Below are 15,593 nucleotides of genomic sequence, written 5' to 3' on the forward strand. Positions count from 1 at the left end.
CCGCTTAATGTGAGTGGCGCGGCACGGCGGAACCGCGGTTGCCGACCAGGAAGTCGAAATCGCAGCCTTCGTCGGCCTGCAACACGTGTTCGATGTACAGCTGCTGGTAGCCGCTCTTCGGTCCTGGCGCACTGCCCAGTTCGCGGGCCGCCAGGCGCGCGGCGATTTCCGCGTCGCTGATGTCGATGTCCAGGCTGCCGTTATGGCAATCGAGGGCGATCATGTCGCCGTCGCGCACGATGCCCAGCGGGCCGCCCGCCATGGCTTCCGGCGCCACGTGCAGCACGACCGTGCCGTAGGCCGTGCCGCTCATGCGCGCATCCGAGATGCGCACCATGTCGGTGATGCCCTGCGCCAGCAGCTTCGGCGGCAAGCCCATATTGCCCACTTCGGCCATGCCCGGATAGCCTTTCGGGCCGCAGTTCTTCATCACCAGCACGGAATTGGCGTCCACATCCAGGTCCGGATCGAGGATGCGCGATTTATAGTGTTCGAAATCCTCGAAGACGACGGCCTTGCCGCGATGCTGCATCAGGTGCGGCGAGGCGGCAGACGGTTTCAGCACGGCGCCGCGCGGCGCCAGGTTGCCGCGCAGCACGCAGATGCCGCCATCGGCCAGCAATGGATTGTCCAGCGTGCGCACCACCTCGTCGTTGTAGATCGGCGCTTCGACGCAGTTGTCCCAGATCGACTTGCCGTTGACGGTCAGCGCATTCTTGTGCGGCAGCAAGTCGCCTTCGCCCAGGCGGCGTATCACGGCCGGCAAGCCGCCCGCATAGTAAAACTCTTCCATCAGGAAACGGCCCGACGGCAGCAGGTCGACGATGGTCGGCGTGCCGCGGCCCGTCTTGGTCCAGTCTTCCAGCTCGAGCGGCACGCCGATGCGGCCGGCGATCGCCTTCAGGTGGATCACGGCATTGGTCGAACCGCCGATGGCGGCGTTGACCTTGATGGCGTTTTCAAATGCCTCGCGCGTCAGCACTTTCGACAGGCGCAGGTCTTCGTGCACCATCTCGACGATGCGGATGCCCGACATGTGGGCCAGCACGTAGCGGCGCGAATCGACGGCGGGGATGGCGGCATTGTGCGGCAGCGAGGTGCCCAGCGCTTCGGCCATGCTGGCCATGGTCGAGGCCGTGCCCATGGTATTGCAGGTGCCTGCCGAGCGCGACATGCCCGATTCGGCCGACATGAACTGGTGCAAGGTGATCGATCCGGCCTTCATCTGCTCGTGCAGCTGCCACACGGCCGTGCCGGAACCGATGTCCTTGCCATTGAGCTTGCCGTTCAGCATGGGGCCGCCGCTGACGACGATGGTGGGAATGTCGACGCTGGCCGCGCCCATCAGGAGGGCCGGTGTCGTCTTGTCGCAGCCGACCAGCAGCACGACGGCGTCCATCGGGTTGCCGCGGATCGATTCTTCCACGTCCATCGAGGCCAGGTTGCGCGTCAGCATGGCTGTCGGACGCAGGTTCGACTCGCCGTTCGAGAAGACGGGGAATTCCACGGGGAAACCGCCCGCTTCGAGGATGCCGCGCTTGACGTGTTCGGCCAGCTGGCGGAAATGCGCATTGCAGGGGGTCAGTTCGGACCAGGTATTGCAGATGCCGATGATGGGTTTGCCATGGAACTCGTGGTCAGGTATGCCCTGGTTTTTCATCCAGCTGCGGTACATGAAGCCGTTCTTGTCCTGGGAGCCGAACCACTCGGCAGAGCGCAGGGCTACCTTCTTTTTTGTCTCAGACATGCCATTCTCCTGGTTGTGCCACGCCGATCTCGTCGTCGGCCCGGGCAGCGATGTTGGGATACTAAAGAATCCTGCCATGCCTTTCCAATCAATTTTTAATGCGTTCCGATATCGAAAACGATATCGGCATGTAGCAATGAAAACGCCCTGCGGCGGGTGGCGGCAGGGCGTGGGCGGTTTGCAGTGTGGCGCTTACTCGGCGGAAAAGCGGTACACGGTTTCCGTCCGGTATTCCTCGCCCGGGCGCAGGATGGTGCTGGGGAAATGCGCCTGGTTCGGCGAGTCCGGGAAATGCTGGGTTTCCAGGCACAGCGCGCTGCGGTAGCTGATGGCGCGCAGCTTGCCGTACTGGCTGCTGTCGAGGAAATTGCCCGAATAGAACTGGATGCCCGGTTCCTGCGTGTACACCTGCATCACCCGGCCCGAAGCAGGGTCGCGCACGGTGGCGGCCAGGTTCAGCAATTGGCCTGCCTTTTGATTGAGCACAAAATTATGGTCAAAGCCGCGGCCGATGCGGATCTGCTCGTGCGGCAGATCGATATTGTTGCCAATGACCACAGGCTGGCGCAGGTCGAAGGGCGTGCCGGCCACGTCCGCCAGCTCGCCCGTGGGAATCGAACCCGCATCCACGGGCAGGTAGCGCTCCGCGTTGATCGTCACTTCGTGGCCGAGGATATGCCCCTGCCCCGCCAGGTTGAAATAGCTGTGGTTGGTCAAGTTGACGGGCGTGGCCTGGTCCGTCACGGCGTGGTAGCGCAGGCTCAGCGCGTTGTCGTTGTCCAGTTCGTACACGACGGTGACGTCGAGCCGGCCCGGGTAGCCGTCTTCGCCATCCGGGCTGCTGCGGGTGAACGTGACGCCCACCGCATCGTCCTTCGTGAATGGCACGGCCTGCCACATGACCTGGTGCAAGCCTTGATTTCCGCCATGCAAGTGATTGGGCGCATTGTTGACAGCCAGCTGGAAGTCGCGGCCGTCGAGGTGGAAGCGCCCCTCGGCGATGCGGTTGCCGAAGCGCCCGATGACGGCGCCCAGGAAGGCGCTGTTGTGCAGATACGGTTCGATGCGCTCGAAACCGAGCACCACGTCGGCAAAGGTGCCGTTGCGGTCCGGCACGTGGATTTCGCTGATGATGGCGCCAAAATCGAGCACCTTGACTTGCATGCCCTGGCGGTTCGTCAGGGTAAAGACGCTAACGTGCTGGCCATCGGGCAAGACGCCGAACGGCGCCTCGGTGACGGTGGCGGACGCGGAAACAGGTGCGACAGAGGTCATAAGCGCTCTTCCATGAATTACAGGGTCGATGAACGGCCAAACACGGGCATGCCCTGCGCATCCCAGCGCAGCGGTTTGACAAACGTGTGGCGGTCCGGGTTCCACAGGGGATCGCCGACGATTTCCGTGTAGGTGCGGGCATGGTACACCAGCAACACGCCGTCGCCATCGTCGGCCGTCGTAAAGCTGTTGTGGCCGGGGCCGTAGATGCCGTGCTCGTAGCAGGTGGTAAACACGGGCTCGGGCGACTTGGTCCACGAGAACGGATCGAGCAAGTTTGCCGTGTCATCGGCCCACAGCAAGCCCATCGCGTAGTTTTCATCGGTGGCGCTGGCCGAATAGCTGATGAAAATCTTGCCATTGCGCTTCAGCACGGATGGTCCCTCGTTGACCCAGAAGCCGCGGATTTCCCAGTCGAACTCCGGTTTGCTCAGCATCACGGGCGGCCCGCCCAGCTGCCATGGCGTGGCCATCGGCGCGATGTACAGGTTGGAATTGCCCTCGATGGCGACATCTTTCTGCGCCCACAGGTAGTACAGCTGGCCATCGTGTTCGAACGTGGTGGCGTCGAGGCAAAAGGTGTCGATACCCGTGTCGATCTGGCCCATGAATTCCCACTCGCCCTCGAGCGGGTTGGCGCTGGTATTGCGGATCGCATACATGCGGTGCTGGAACAGTTTATGTTTGATTTCGCGGCTCGGCGCGGCGGCGAAATACACATACCAGGCGCCCTGGTTGAAGTGCAATTCGGGTGCCCACACCAGTTCGCTGTACGGCCCCGTCTGCGGCTTGTGCCACACGTCCACCGTTGGCGCATCGGCCAGGCCGGCGATGCTGTCGGCACGGCGCAGTTCGATGCGGTCGTACTGCGGCACGGAGGCCGTAAAGTAATAATAGCCGTCGCTGTGGCGGTAGATATGCGGGTCGGCACGTTGTTCGATCAGCGGTTTCAGTACTTCAACCATAAGCACTCCAAATCATTTCATTAGATAAAATTAGTTTGCCTTACAACACCTGAGAAAACCGTAGCGAGCGGAAGGGAGAGGTGGCTAAGAAGCGCAACCGTACTCTAGTACGGTGAGCATCGCAGGCCGCCTATACCGACGCGCAGTAGGTTAGCTCAGGTGTCCTCATGCGGCGACGTAGCCACGCTTGTGCATTTCCACTTTTACGCCCGTGTAATAGCTGTCACTGATGCGGTACTTGAACATCAGCAAGCCCATCAACAAATGGAAGAAGCCGGGGATGATCGACAGCATCAGGGCGATGCCGTTCAGGGCGAATTGCGTTTGCTCATGGTTGGGCTGGTAGTCGAAATACGACAGCAGCATGCCCACCAAAAAGCCCGCCACGGCCATGCCCGCCTTCTGGCAGACGGAAATGCCGCCGAAGGCGAAACCGGAGACGCGCTTGCCCGTCTTCACTTGACCGTAGTCGATGGTTTCCGCAATGGCCGACCAGAACACGGGCGCATGCAAGTCGACCACGAAGGACAGCAGGAAATACAGGGCGAAGGCCAGCACGGTGTCGCTGGGCTTGACGAAGAAATAGATGGCTAGGCTGATCAGTGCCACGCCGATCTGTGTGTAGCGGAACAGTTTTACCTTGCAATAGAACTTGGTGATCCACGTCGAGGCGATCATGGCGAGGATGGCCGCCACCACGCCCGTGGTCAAGAAGGCGGCCACGGTTTCCGTGTCGCCGCCCAGATAGTATTTCGCGTAATAGATGGCGACGGAGCCGCGCACCACGTAGCCGACCGTGCCGGTGACGCATACGCCGCACAGCACCAGCCACTGGTCGTTTTTCAGCAGCACCTGCAATTGTTCCAGCAACGATTGTTTTTCCACCACGTGCACGACGCGCTCGGTGGTGGTGAAATAGCAGAACAGGAACAGGGCCACGCCCATGACGGCCATCACGGCCATGGCCGCCTGGTAACCGACGGCCGGGTTGCCGCCGCCCCAGCGCTGCGACAAAATTGGCACGACGATGGTCACCATGAAGGCGCCGATCTTGGCGAAGAACAGGCGGTAGCCATTGGCCGACAGCCGTTCGTGCGGGTCGCTGGTCAGGCCGCTGATCAGGGAAATATACGGGATGCCGACGCCGGCCGTCATGATGGTCATCAAGATATAGGTCGAATACGCCCACACCAGCTTGGCGTCATAGCCCCACTCCGGCGTCGTGAAGACAAAGAAGACGCTGACGCCGAACGGAATGGCCAGCCACAGCAGATATGGGCGGTAGCGGCCCGAGGCAAAGCTGTAGCGGTCCGTGATCTGCCCCATGACCAGGTCGGCGATGGCGCCCACCACCTTCACGGCCACGAACAGCAGGGCCAGGTCCGTGGTTTTCAAGCCATAGATATCGGTATAGAAAAAGGTGATGATCAGCATCATCGACGAGATGACGACATTGAGCGCCATGTCGCCGGCGCCGAAACCGACCTTTTCAACGGTGGATAATTTTTGCGTCTCCATGCTTTCCGTCCATTCTTTTTATGATGAATCGTGCCTGACTGCCCAACTGACAGGGGCGTTGCCGGCCGAAACCATGGCAACGCCCTTGGATACTGCTTTCACGCATGTACAACGTTCAGGGCAAGGCGCGTTGCCTAAGACTGTACGAGGAGTACGGTCAGGCAACGCAGCCATGGACGTTTTACATCTTCCAGCGCAGCGAAAGACCTACCGTGCGGTCATAACGGCGCGTATCGCGCGCATACACGCCCGGCTGGTTCCAGTAATCCTTGAACTTGGTATCGAGCAAGTTATTCCCGTCCAGGGTCACCGTGAACTGGTCGTTGATCTTGTACGACAGCGAACCGTCGAGCTGGGCCGTCGGCGCTACCTTCAGATCCAGACCGGGGCCGCCCTGGTTATAGCTGTCGATGAATTTCGAGCGCCAGTTGTAGGCCAGGCGGCCCGACCACGCATCCTTTTCATACAGCAGCACCAGATTGTACGCATAGCGCGACACGCCCGTGATGGCATGGCTGCCCGTCTCGTCATCGGTGCTGCCGCTCATATACGTGCCGTTCGCCTGCAAGCCCAAGCCGCTCAAGATGCCGGGCAAGCCGTCATAAAACTGCTGGTAGCCGATTTCCAGGCCTTGCAGCTTGCCGGCCGCCGTGTTGTACGGACGGTCCACGTCATACGTCTTGCCGCCGATGCTTTCGCTGGTGATGCGCTGCTGGATATAGCCGTCGAACTTGTGGTGGAATACGGTGGCGTTCACGGAGCCGGCCGGCGCAAAATACCATTCCAGTGCGGCATCGAAATTGTCGCCCGTTACCGGTTTCAAGTTCGGATTGCCGCCGGCACCCGTCGCCTTCACGGTTTCCGTCGAGTTGACGAGGGCCACGCCAGGATTGAGCTGGGCGAAGCCGGGGCGGCTGATGGTGCGGCCCGCCGCGAAGCGCCCGATCAGGTCGGAGCGCAGCTTGATCTTCAGGGCCACGCTCGGCAGCACGTCGGTGCTGGCCGTGTCGCTGACGACAGGCGTGTACACGCCATCCTCGGACGTGTTGCCCTGCAGGCTTTGCTCGGTGCGCACGACGCGCACGCCGACGGTGCCGTCGACGGGATAGGCGCCGAGCTTGAAGGCAATCTTCGCCTTGGTATAGATGGAATACGTCTTTTCCGTATCCTTGAAGAAGGAGCCTGGATCGAGGGCGCGCGCCGCGCCGCTGCCCGTGATGGCTTCGCGCACGGCGCCCGTGTGATTGAGCAGGAAGCTGGCGCACGGCGTGTACCATTGTGTCAGGCCATAGTTGGGGCCGCCGCTGGACATCGGTTCCGACAGGCAATTCAAGCCGGGAATCGACGTCACGCTCTGGCGGCTGAACGGGAACGCGGCGCCGGACACGTCCGGTGCTTCCGCATTGCCCTCGAAACTCTTGATCGATTGCGCTTCGCGTTTCACGCCGCGCAGGCCGACGCTGATTTCCTTGAAAAAACCACCGGCGCTTGGCGTGTAGGCCAGGTCGGCGCGCAAGTCGTTCGAACTGCCTTCATCCTGTCCGTAGCGGTCGAAAAAGCCCTTCAAATAATAATTCGACGGGTCTTTCAAGTCGATGCCGCTGTAATCGACGTGCAGCGTGCCGTTCAGATTCGTATTGATGGTGGCGTTCGGCACCTGCGTGATGGCGTCGAGGATGGGGTTGCGCCAGTTGAACGTGCTTTTGGTGCTGGCCACTTCCGACGTGAAACGCCACTCCGGATTGATTTCCCACAAGCCGCCCACGGCGAACTGGTGCGTTTTCGATTCGTTCTTGTTCGCCTGCGTCGACATGATGGTATTGACGTTGGTGGACGTGAGCGTTTGCAGCTGGTCGGTGCCGGGAATCCTGGTGGCGGACACGGGCGTGCCCCACCATGGCAGGCCGACGAAATAATCGGATTCCGCGTCGAGCAGGAAGCGCGTGGCCATGCCTTCCGCGTACAGTTCGACATCGGCATTCGGACGCCATTGCAGGACGGCATTGGCCGTTGTGCGACGGCGGTCGCCCTTGATCGGCAACAAACCGACCTGGTCCGGCGCCGTCAGGCCAGGCAAGAGGAAGCTCTTGTCCACGGGCGCCGTATTGAAAGCGCGCTCTTCGTGGTAACGGTGCTGCTGCTGCGACAAGCCCAGCAGCGCGCCCACGTCGCCGATGCCCGTCTTCCAGCGGTTAGCCACCATGCCGCTGACGTTCGGGTCCGTGGCTTTCGATTTGTCGCTGTAGACGGCGCGCGTATTCATGCTGGCGGTGAAGTCCTTGAAATCGAACGGACGGTTGGTGCGCACGTCGATGATGCCGGCCACGCCGCCCTCGACCTGGTCCGCGCCCTGCGATTTATAGACGTCCACGCGCTGCAGCATGGTGGCGGGAATGTCGGCCAGGTTGACATAGCGGCCCGTGGTGGTGAACAGTTCGCGGCCGTTGAGCAGGGTCGTGACATCGCGCAAGCCGCGGATCATGACGGCGCTCGCTTCGCCCGAATCGCGGCGGATCTGGATGCCGGAAATGCGCGCCAGCGTCTCGGCCACGTTGTTGTCCGGGAATTTGCCGATGTCGTCGGCGACGATGGAATCGATGACCTGGTCCGAGCGCATCTTGATCTGCTGCGAATTCTGCGCCGAGCGGCGCACGCCGCTGACGGTCACCACGGCCACTTCAGCTTCCGCTGCCGGCGCGGCCGCAGCTGCCACCTCGGCCGCCTCGGCCGCCGGCGCGGACGCCACAGTCGCCTGCGCCCATACCGAAGCCGAGCTCAGCAGGCCGATACCGGCCAGAGCCGCAACGGCTGCCTTCAAGGTGAATGGACGAGGGGACGTGGCCGCGAGCGGGCCGGTGGCGTTGCGCATCATGAATCTCCAGATATTGTATTGATATTTTTTCTGCTGCTTGCATGTCGTTCGCATGCTCGGCGTTTATCTTAGGGGCTGGACGATAATCTCTCCAATCAATTTTTCCACTGTTTCGATATCAATTTCGATATCGGCTGGCAGCGCCGTGGCGAGGTTGCAAACGGACAACGGCAGGGGCGTCGTGGGCATTTTCCGGGAGAATCTGCACAAAAAAACGGCAGCGCTGGCGTGCAGCATGAAAAGGGGAACAGGATTAAGCTCGTGGCCTGGCATCGGCCATCGTTGCCACCACCTGCACAGGAGTCCGCATGAACGTTTTAATGGTATTGACCTCGCATGACCAGCTCGGCGACACGGGCCACAAGACCGGCTTCTGGCTGGAGGAATTTGCCGCGCCGTATTACGTGCTGAAGGACGCGGGCGCGCGCCTCACGCTCGCCTCGCCAAAGGGCGGCCAGCCGCCGCTGGACCCGAAGAGCGATGCGCCCGAGTCGCAGACGGCGGCCACGGCCCGCTTCAAGGCCGACCCGGCAGCCCAGGCCGCGCTCGCTTCTACCGTGGCGCTCTCCACGGTCAAGGCGGCCGACTACGACGCCGTGTTTTACCCGGGCGGCCACGGCCCCCTGTGGGACCTGGCCGAAGACCAGGACTCGATTGCCCTCATCGCGGCCCTGCACGCAGCCGGCAAGCCCGTGGCCGCCGTCTGCCACGCCCCCGGCGTCCTGCGCCACGTCAAAGGCAGCGACGGCCAGCCATTGGTAAAAGGCAAGCAGGTGACGGGGTTCACGAATACGGAAGAAGACGCCGTGGGCTTGACGAAAGTCGTGCCGTTCCTGGTGGAAGACATGCTCAGGGAAAACGGCGGCATGTATTCGAAAGGTGCGGACTGGGCGCCGTATGTGCTGACGGATGGCATCTTGATCACGGGGCAGAATCCGGCCTCGTCGGAGGCGGCGGCGCAGGCCTTGCTGAAATTGCTGAAGTAAGGCTCGTTGCTGAGACGGGTGGCTGCGCAGCGGCAGGCGCAGTCATGTCGTCGCGCGTTGCAATGTGCGGCGCGCTGGCAGAAGAACGGCAAGTCTTGATGTGTCTTGGTGCGGCTGGCGGGGATCGAACCCACGACCCTTGGCTTCGGAGGCCAATACTCTATCCACTGAGCTACAGCCGCGTAGGGGGAATTTCTGAAGTGATGCGAAGGATACCGTTTTTCTTTACCTACGTCTACGGAAACTGTCGTATCGCCGGCAATTGCATGTCACTGCTCAATTTTTGTGCCTATAATTGTGGGTTTCATAAAGGTTTACATCCAGGCATGTAAAAATGCTACCTTACACGGCCATCAGTTTCAAATCTGGACTAAGGACATCATGAGCGACGCACATAACGAACAACAATCAGCGATCAAAACGCCTAAACAATTGCTTGCCGCCGTAGCTGGCTTCTTCCTCGTCACCGTCATCGGCATCATCTTGCTGGTGCAGTTCGTCACCACGCAAAAACTGACGGGCGCCGGCACGGACAGCCAGTCGCCCGAAGCCATCGACGCCCGCCTGAGCCCGGTGGCCAATGAAGGCTTTACCTTCAAGGATGCCAGCGGTCCGAAAGTGCTGCAGAGCGGTGAAGCCGTGTACACGGCCACTTGCGTGGCTTGCCACGGCGCCGGCGTGGCCGGTGCGCCGAAGTTTGGCGATGCGGGCGGCTGGTCGGCCCGCCTGGCCCAGGGTTACGATACGGTGCTGAAACACGCCATCGAAGGCTTGCGCGCCATGCCCGCCAAGGGCGGCAATCCCGACCTCGACGATGTGGAAGTGGCGCGCGCCGTCGTCTACATCGCCAACGCATCGGGCGGCAAGTTCAAGGAACCGGAAGTGCCGGCACCGGGCGCCGATGGCGCCGCACCGGCTGCAGAGCCTGCCAAATAAGCACTGCCAAGTCAGCACTTGCGCTGCATCAAGAAACCGCCCGCTGGGGCGGTTTTTTTTCGCCTGGAAATCTGCAAGGGTGTGGCCTGTCAGATGACGCGCGCCGCTCGTCCGGCCTGCGCGACGACCGTTTGTGCCAAATCAAGCGGCGTAAAAAAGCCGCCCGGCTTGCGCGGGGCGGCTGCAACTTATGCCATCAACACACGTCTTACCACATGATGACGCGGTCTTTTGGCGGCAGATACATCTTGTCGCCCGGTTTCACGTCAAACGCCTGGTAGAAGCCGGGCTGGTTGCGCATGGTGCCGTTGGCGCGGAACTGGCCTGGCGAGTGCGGGTCCGTCTTCAGCAAGACCAGTTGCTGCGCTTCGCGCATCTTCATGCGCCATACCTGGGCAAAGCCCGCGTAGAAGCGCTGTTCGCCCGTGAAACCGTCGATGACGGGGGCTTTCTTGCCGTTCAGCGACAATTTATACGCTTTATACGCGATCGCCACGCCCGAGTTGTCGGCGATATTCTCGCCCAGGGTCAGCTCGCCGTTGACGAAGTGACCAGGGACAGGGCTGAAGCTGTTGTACTGCGCCACCAGCTGCTTGGTTTTCTTGGCGAAGTTTTTATGGTCGGCCTTGGTCCACCAGTCGCGCAGGTTGCCGTCGCCATCGTACTGGGCGCCCTGGTCGTCGAAGCCGTGGCTGATTTCATGACCGATGACGCCGCCGATGGCGCCATAGTTGACGGCGTCGTCCGCGTTGGCGTCGAAGAACGGCGCTTGCAGGATGGCGGCCGGGAAGACGATCTCGTTCAGTTCAGGGTTGTAATAGGCGTTCACGGTCTGCGGCGTCATGCCCCACTCGTCGCGGTCGATAGGCTGGCCCAGCTTGTTCAATTCGCGGTTGTAGTTGAGCAGGTGCGAACGCTGGATGTTGCCGATCAAGTCGTCCTGCGCCACCGTCAGGCCCGAGTAATCGCGCCATTTGTTCGGGTAACCGATCTTGGTGGTGAACTTGGCCAGCTTGATCTGCGCCTGTTTCTTGGTGACGGGGCTCATCCAGTCGAGCTTGTCGATGCTTTGCTTGTAAGCCGTCATCAGGTTTTTCACCAGCGCTTCCATGCGCACCTTGCGCTCGGCCGGGAAATACTGTGCCACGTACAGCTGGCCCAGGGCTTCGCCCAGCGCGCCTTCGACGGCGCCCACGCCACGCTTCCAGCGCGGCCGCATTTCCGTCACGCCCGTCAGCGTGGTGCCGTAAAACGCGAAGTTTTCATCGACATACGCTTTCGGCAGGTAGCCGGCGTTAGCGTGCAGCAAATGCCACTGGAAATACGCCTTCCACGTCTCGAGCGGCGTCTTGTTGGCGATCTCGGCAAACCCCTTCAGGTAGCTGGGCTGGCTGACGATCACGTAATTGACCTTGCCGGCGATGCCCGTATCCTTCAGGTAGCGGGCCCAGTCGTAGCCCGGCGCCACGTCGGCCAGTTTCGCCAGTTCCACCTTGTTGTAGGTCTTGACGGGATCGCGGTTCTGCACATTGCTCCATTGCGCCTTGGCCAGCTCCGTTTCCAGCGCCACGATGGCTTTCGCGTTGGCGGCGGCATTCGCGTCGCCGGACAGGCTGAGCATTTTTTCCACGTGGGCCAGGTATTTGGCGCGCGTGTCGGCCTTGCCCGCTTCCAGATAGTAGTCGCGGTCAGGCAGGCCCAGGCCGCTTTGCACGATATCGGCCACATATTTCGTGGAATCCTTGGCATCCTGGTGGATGCCGAAATCGTAAGGCGAAGTCACGCCCAGCTTGCTGAAGTGGGCGATCACGCCCGGCAATTCGGCCTTGTCCTGCAGGGCGACGATCTTCGCCAGCTCCGCGTTCAACGGCGTCAGGCCCAGACTTTCCAGCTTGGCTTCATCCATGAAACTATTGTAAAAATCGCCAATTTTCTGCGCGTTCGAACCGGCGGCGCGGGCCTTGTCGGCTGCGGCCCCTTCGACGATGCCGCGCATCTGCGTTTGCGTATCGTCGGCCAGCTTGGCGAAGCTGCCCCAGCTCGACTTGTCGGCTGGAATCACGGTTTCCGCCAGCCACTTGCCATTCAGGTGCTGGAACAGATCATCCTGCGCGCGCACGGCCGGATCGACGTATTCGATGGCGATGCCGGAGGTGAGCGCCGCTGGCGCGGCGGCCGTGGTGGCGACGGCTTTCTTGGCGGTGTCGGCAGCGCCGGCGGCGCCTGCCATGCCGGACACGCCGGCCAGCAAGCTCAGGGTCAATGCACTTAACAAATAACGATTCACAGTTGTCCTCAGTATCATGTTGTTGAAATAAGGGTCAGAACGCCCGAGGCTTCTGGCCCGGTTTTTGACTGTAGCATACCGCTGTGAGCGCAGAAAGAACTTTGGCCGGAATGTAAAAAAGACCACGCAAGGTGGTCTTTTTTGTTGCTACAGGTTTACGTTTGTGGCATGCCCGCGCTTACCAGATGATGACGCGATTTTCCGGCGCGACATACATCTTGTCGCCCGGCTTCACGCCAAACGCTTCATAGAAGCCTGGCTGGTTGACCATGGTGCCGTTGGCGCGGTACTGGCCCGGCGAATGCGGGTCGGTCTTGATTTGCACGATCTGCTGCGCTTCGCGCATCTTGCTGCGCCATACCTGGCCAAAGCCCATGTAGAAGCGCTGGTCGCCCGTCAGGCCATCCAGCACGGGCGCCGGCTTGCCGGCCAGCGAGATTTTATAGGCCTTGTACGCAATCGCCACGCCCGAGTTGTCGGCGATGTTCTCGCCCAGGGTCAGGGCGCCGTTGACGTGGTAGCCCGGCAGCGGGCTGTAGCCGTCATATTGCTTGGTCAGCGCGTCGGCCTTGGCGGCGAAGTTCTTGCGGTCGGCCGGCGTCCACCAATCGCGCAGGTTGCCGTCGCCGTCGGACTGGCTGCCCTTGTCGTCGAAGCCATGGCTGATTTCATGGCCGATGACGGCGCCGATGGCGCCATAGTTGACGGCGTCGTCCGCATTGGCGTCGAAGAACGGCGGCTGCAGGATGGAGGCGGGGAAGACGATCTCGTTCATCGTCGAGCTGTAATAGGCGTTCACCGTCTGCGGCGTCATGCCCCACTCTTCGCGGTCGATCGGCTTGCCCAGCTTGGCCACCTGGCGCGCGGAGCCGAAGTTGGCGGCGCGCATCATGTTGCCCACCAGGTCACCCTGGACGATCTGCAGCTTCGTGTAATCGCGCCATTTGTTCGGATACGCGATCTTCGGCGTGAACTTGGCCAGCTTGGCTTGCGCTTCCTTCTTGGTTTCCGGGCTCATCCAGTCCAGGGTGTCGATGCTGTCCTTGTAGGCGGCCAGCACGTTTTTCACCAGTTCCTGCATGTGCGCCTTGCGTTCTGCCGGGAAATATTGCGCCACGTACAGTTTGCCGACGGCTTCGCCCAGCACGCCTTCGACGGCGCCCACGCCACGCTTCCAGCGCGGCTGGTTCTGCGTCACGCCGCTGAGTACCGTGCCGTAGAAGGCAAAGCTCTCGTCGACGAAGTTTTTCGACAGGTAGCTGGCATAACTGCGCAGCAACTGCCATTCGAAATACGCTTTCAGGGTGTCGAGGTCGGTGGCGGCCAGCACCTTGTCATAGCCGGCCAGGTAGCTCGGCTGGTTGACGATGACGTAATCGACCTTGTTGGCGATGCCCGAGGCGGCCAGGCCCGCTTTCAGGTCGTAGCCCGGCGTCAGGTCGTTGAGCTTATTAATGTCGGTCTTGTTGTAGCGTTTCACCGGGTCGCGGTTTTCGACCTTGGTCCATTGCACTTCAGCCAGGGCCGTTTCCAGGGCCACGACGGCCTTGGCGCGCGCGGCAGCGTTCTTGTCGCCGGCCATGGCCAGCATCTTTTCCACGTGCGCCTGGTATTTTTCCTTGACGCCAGCCTGCTTGGCTTCCAGGTAATAGTCGCGGTCCGGCATGCCCAGGCCGCTCTGGCTCACGTAGGCCGCATATTTCGTCGAGGCGCGCGCATCCTGGCCCACGTAGACGGCGTACGGCGTCGACACGCCCGTCTGGCTCAGGTGGGCGATCAGGGCCGGCACGCCCTTCTTGTCGCGCAGCGAGCGGATACGGTTCAATTCGCCTGCCAGCGGCTTCACGCCCAGCGATTCGAGCCTGGCTTCATCCATGTAGCTGGCGTACAGGTCGGCGATCTTCTGCGCTTCGGAACCGGCTTTGCGGTTCTTGTCCTGTTGCGTGCTTTCGATGATGCCGCGCAATTGCGGCGTCGTGTCATCGCGCAGCTTGGCGAACGAGCCCCAGCTCGACTTGTCGGCAGGGATCTCGGCCGTGGCCAGCCACTTGCCGTTCAAATGGGTAAAGAAGTCGTCCTGCACGCGCACGGCAGGGTCGATGTATTGCACGTCGATGCCGGAAACGGGCGCGGCGGCGGCCGGTGCGGCGCCGGGCGCCACGGTCGGTGCGGCCACGGCCACGGCAGCGGCGGCGGCCGGTTCGGCGGCGTTGGCAAACGCAGCCAACAGGGTCAGGGTCAGGCTGCTCAAGAGATAGCGGTTCACGGATTGTCCTTATGGGGCATGTCAAAAAGACCGGGCGGAAAGCTTCGGGCGGATAGCCCGCCGCGCCAGGCGCTGCAGGAATGTAGCACGCGGACAGGCCCTTTGACCATCGTTGCCCCGGGACTGCCCCGTGGCGCGCCTCAGTTGCCGGGCAAGCTCATGCCGGCCCCACCGCCGCCCATGCTCACACCCATGCCCCCCTTGCCGCCGCCCTTGCGTCCGCCATGCTCGCCAGCGGGCGTGCCGCGCGACTCGCTGCGCGGCGCGGCGCCATCCATCACGCGCGCCATCTGGCCGGCGATGAACTGGGCCACGGCCTGGCGCTGGCGTTCATCGAGCGCGTCGTTGACGCTCAGCCACCATGCGCGCAGCTGCTTTTCTTCGGCCAGGCTGAGCGTGCTTTCATCGTCCAGGCCGCCGAGCAAGTCGCGCAGCTCCAGCTGGGGTGCCTGCAAACCCTGCTGCACGGTCGCCTGCAGGCGCTCGCGCCGTGCCTTGCGTTCGCGCAACATCTGACGTGTTTTCGCTTCCACCTGCTGCCACAAGATGCTTTGATTCGCATTGAGCTTCAATTCCGTCTTGAAATCGGGCGCCATGGGCAGCAAGTCTTCCAGCCGCATCTCGGCTATCGGCACGGCGGATGCCGTCAGGACGGTGCTGCCCAGCAGCAAGGCCAGGCCGAGACGGCGCAGGGAGGAAAACGGGGTCAGCGATGTCATGGGGGCTCCGGCGAAAAAAAAG

General features: G+C 61.9%; 10 protein-coding genes and 1 tRNA gene. 2 read left to right on the forward strand and 9 right to left on the reverse strand.

The genetic code is table 11. The features are described 5' to 3' along the window. Window positions 1-4 precede the first annotated feature (4 nt). The 5 genes from O0880_RS17890 to O0880_RS17910 form a co-directional block, all read right to left on the reverse strand. Window positions 5-1,747 (reverse strand): IlvD/Edd family dehydratase, encoded by a 1,743-nt coding sequence (locus O0880_RS17890; RefSeq protein ID WP_289887861.1) that lies wholly within the window; start codon window positions 1,745-1,747, stop codon window positions 5-7. A 192-nt stretch (window positions 1,748-1,939) separates the two neighbouring features. Next, window positions 1,940-3,022, reverse strand: coding sequence for an aldose epimerase family protein (locus tag O0880_RS17895; RefSeq protein ID WP_289887863.1), 1,083 nt, complete (start codon window positions 3,020-3,022; stop codon window positions 1,940-1,942). A gap of 17 nt (window positions 3,023-3,039) precedes the next feature. Continuing rightward, complete coding sequence (locus tag O0880_RS17900; RefSeq protein ID WP_289887864.1) at window positions 3,040-3,987, reverse strand: glycoside hydrolase family 43 protein; 948 nt, start codon at window positions 3,985-3,987, stop codon at window positions 3,040-3,042. Between the two features lie 165 nt (window positions 3,988-4,152). Next, window positions 4,153-5,505, reverse strand: a complete 1,353-nt coding sequence (locus tag O0880_RS17905; protein ID WP_071325812.1) for an MFS transporter — start codon at window positions 5,503-5,505, stop codon at window positions 4,153-4,155. A 181-nt stretch (window positions 5,506-5,686) separates the two neighbouring features. Continuing rightward, window positions 5,687-8,377, reverse strand: coding sequence for a TonB-dependent receptor (locus tag O0880_RS17910; protein ID WP_289887865.1), 2,691 nt, complete (start codon window positions 8,375-8,377; stop codon window positions 5,687-5,689). A gap of 308 nt (window positions 8,378-8,685) precedes the next feature. Between O0880_RS17910 and O0880_RS17915 the strand changes: the two genes are divergently transcribed. After that, complete coding sequence (locus O0880_RS17915) at window positions 8,686-9,363, forward strand: type 1 glutamine amidotransferase domain-containing protein (RefSeq protein ID WP_289887866.1); 678 nt, start codon at window positions 8,686-8,688, stop codon at window positions 9,361-9,363. Between the two features lie 106 nt (window positions 9,364-9,469). On the opposite strand, the gene O0880_RS17920 is transcribed toward O0880_RS17915, so the two are convergent. Beyond that, window positions 9,470-9,545 (reverse strand) — tRNA-Arg (locus O0880_RS17920). Between the two features lie 199 nt (window positions 9,546-9,744). Here O0880_RS17920 and O0880_RS17925 point away from each other — a divergent pair. Further along, the gene (locus O0880_RS17925; RefSeq protein WP_289887868.1) at window positions 9,745-10,299 is read left to right on the forward strand and encodes a c-type cytochrome; all 555 of its coding nucleotides are present in this window, start codon (window positions 9,745-9,747) and stop codon (window positions 10,297-10,299) included. Window positions 10,300-10,507: 208 nt separating this feature from the next. On the opposite strand, the gene O0880_RS17930 is transcribed toward O0880_RS17925, so the two are convergent. The 3 genes from O0880_RS17930 to O0880_RS17940 all read right to left on the reverse strand — a co-directional run bounded on the left by O0880_RS17930 (window position 10,508) and on the right by O0880_RS17940 (window position 15,571). After that, complete coding sequence (locus O0880_RS17930) at window positions 10,508-12,586, reverse strand: M13-type metalloendopeptidase (protein WP_289887870.1); 2,079 nt, start codon at window positions 12,584-12,586, stop codon at window positions 10,508-10,510. A gap of 178 nt (window positions 12,587-12,764) precedes the next feature. After that, window positions 12,765-14,852, reverse strand: a complete 2,088-nt coding sequence (locus tag O0880_RS17935; protein WP_289887871.1) for a M13-type metalloendopeptidase — start codon at window positions 14,850-14,852, stop codon at window positions 12,765-12,767. 140 nt (window positions 14,853-14,992) lie between these two features. Beyond that, on the reverse strand, window positions 14,993-15,571 hold the full coding sequence (locus O0880_RS17940) for a hypothetical protein (protein ID WP_289887872.1): 579 nt from the start codon (window positions 15,569-15,571) through the stop codon (window positions 14,993-14,995). Between the last annotated feature and the right edge of the window lie 22 nt (window positions 15,572-15,593).

Origin of the sequence: Janthinobacterium sp. SUN118, from assembly GCF_030397695.1 — a bacterium.
Taxonomy (GTDB): Bacteria; Pseudomonadota; Gammaproteobacteria; order Burkholderiales; family Burkholderiaceae_D; genus Janthinobacterium.

Excerpts from the sequence above, each read along its gene's own strand:
- O0880_RS17890 (WP_289887861.1), bottom strand. The coding sequence starts at position 1,747 with ATGTCTGAGACAAAAAAGAAGGTAGCCCTGCGCTCTGCCGAGTGGTTC.
- O0880_RS17895 (WP_289887863.1), bottom strand. The coding sequence starts at position 3,022 with ATGACCTCTGTCGCACCTGTTTCCGCGTCCGCCACCGTCACCGAGGCG.
- O0880_RS17900 (WP_289887864.1), bottom strand. The coding sequence starts at position 3,987 with ATGGTTGAAGTACTGAAACCGCTGATCGAACAACGTGCCGACCCGCAT.
- O0880_RS17905 (WP_071325812.1), bottom strand. The coding sequence starts at position 5,505 with ATGGAGACGCAAAAATTATCCACCGTTGAAAAGGTCGGTTTCGGCGCC.
- O0880_RS17910 (WP_289887865.1), bottom strand. The coding sequence starts at position 8,377 with ATGATGCGCAACGCCACCGGCCCGCTCGCGGCCACGTCCCCTCGTCCA.
- O0880_RS17915 (WP_289887866.1), top strand. The coding sequence starts at position 8,686 with ATGAACGTTTTAATGGTATTGACCTCGCATGACCAGCTCGGCGACACG.
- O0880_RS17925 (WP_289887868.1), top strand. The coding sequence starts at position 9,745 with ATGAGCGACGCACATAACGAACAACAATCAGCGATCAAAACGCCTAAA.
- O0880_RS17940 (WP_289887872.1), bottom strand. The coding sequence starts at position 15,571 with ATGACATCGCTGACCCCGTTTTCCTCCCTGCGCCGTCTCGGCCTGGCC.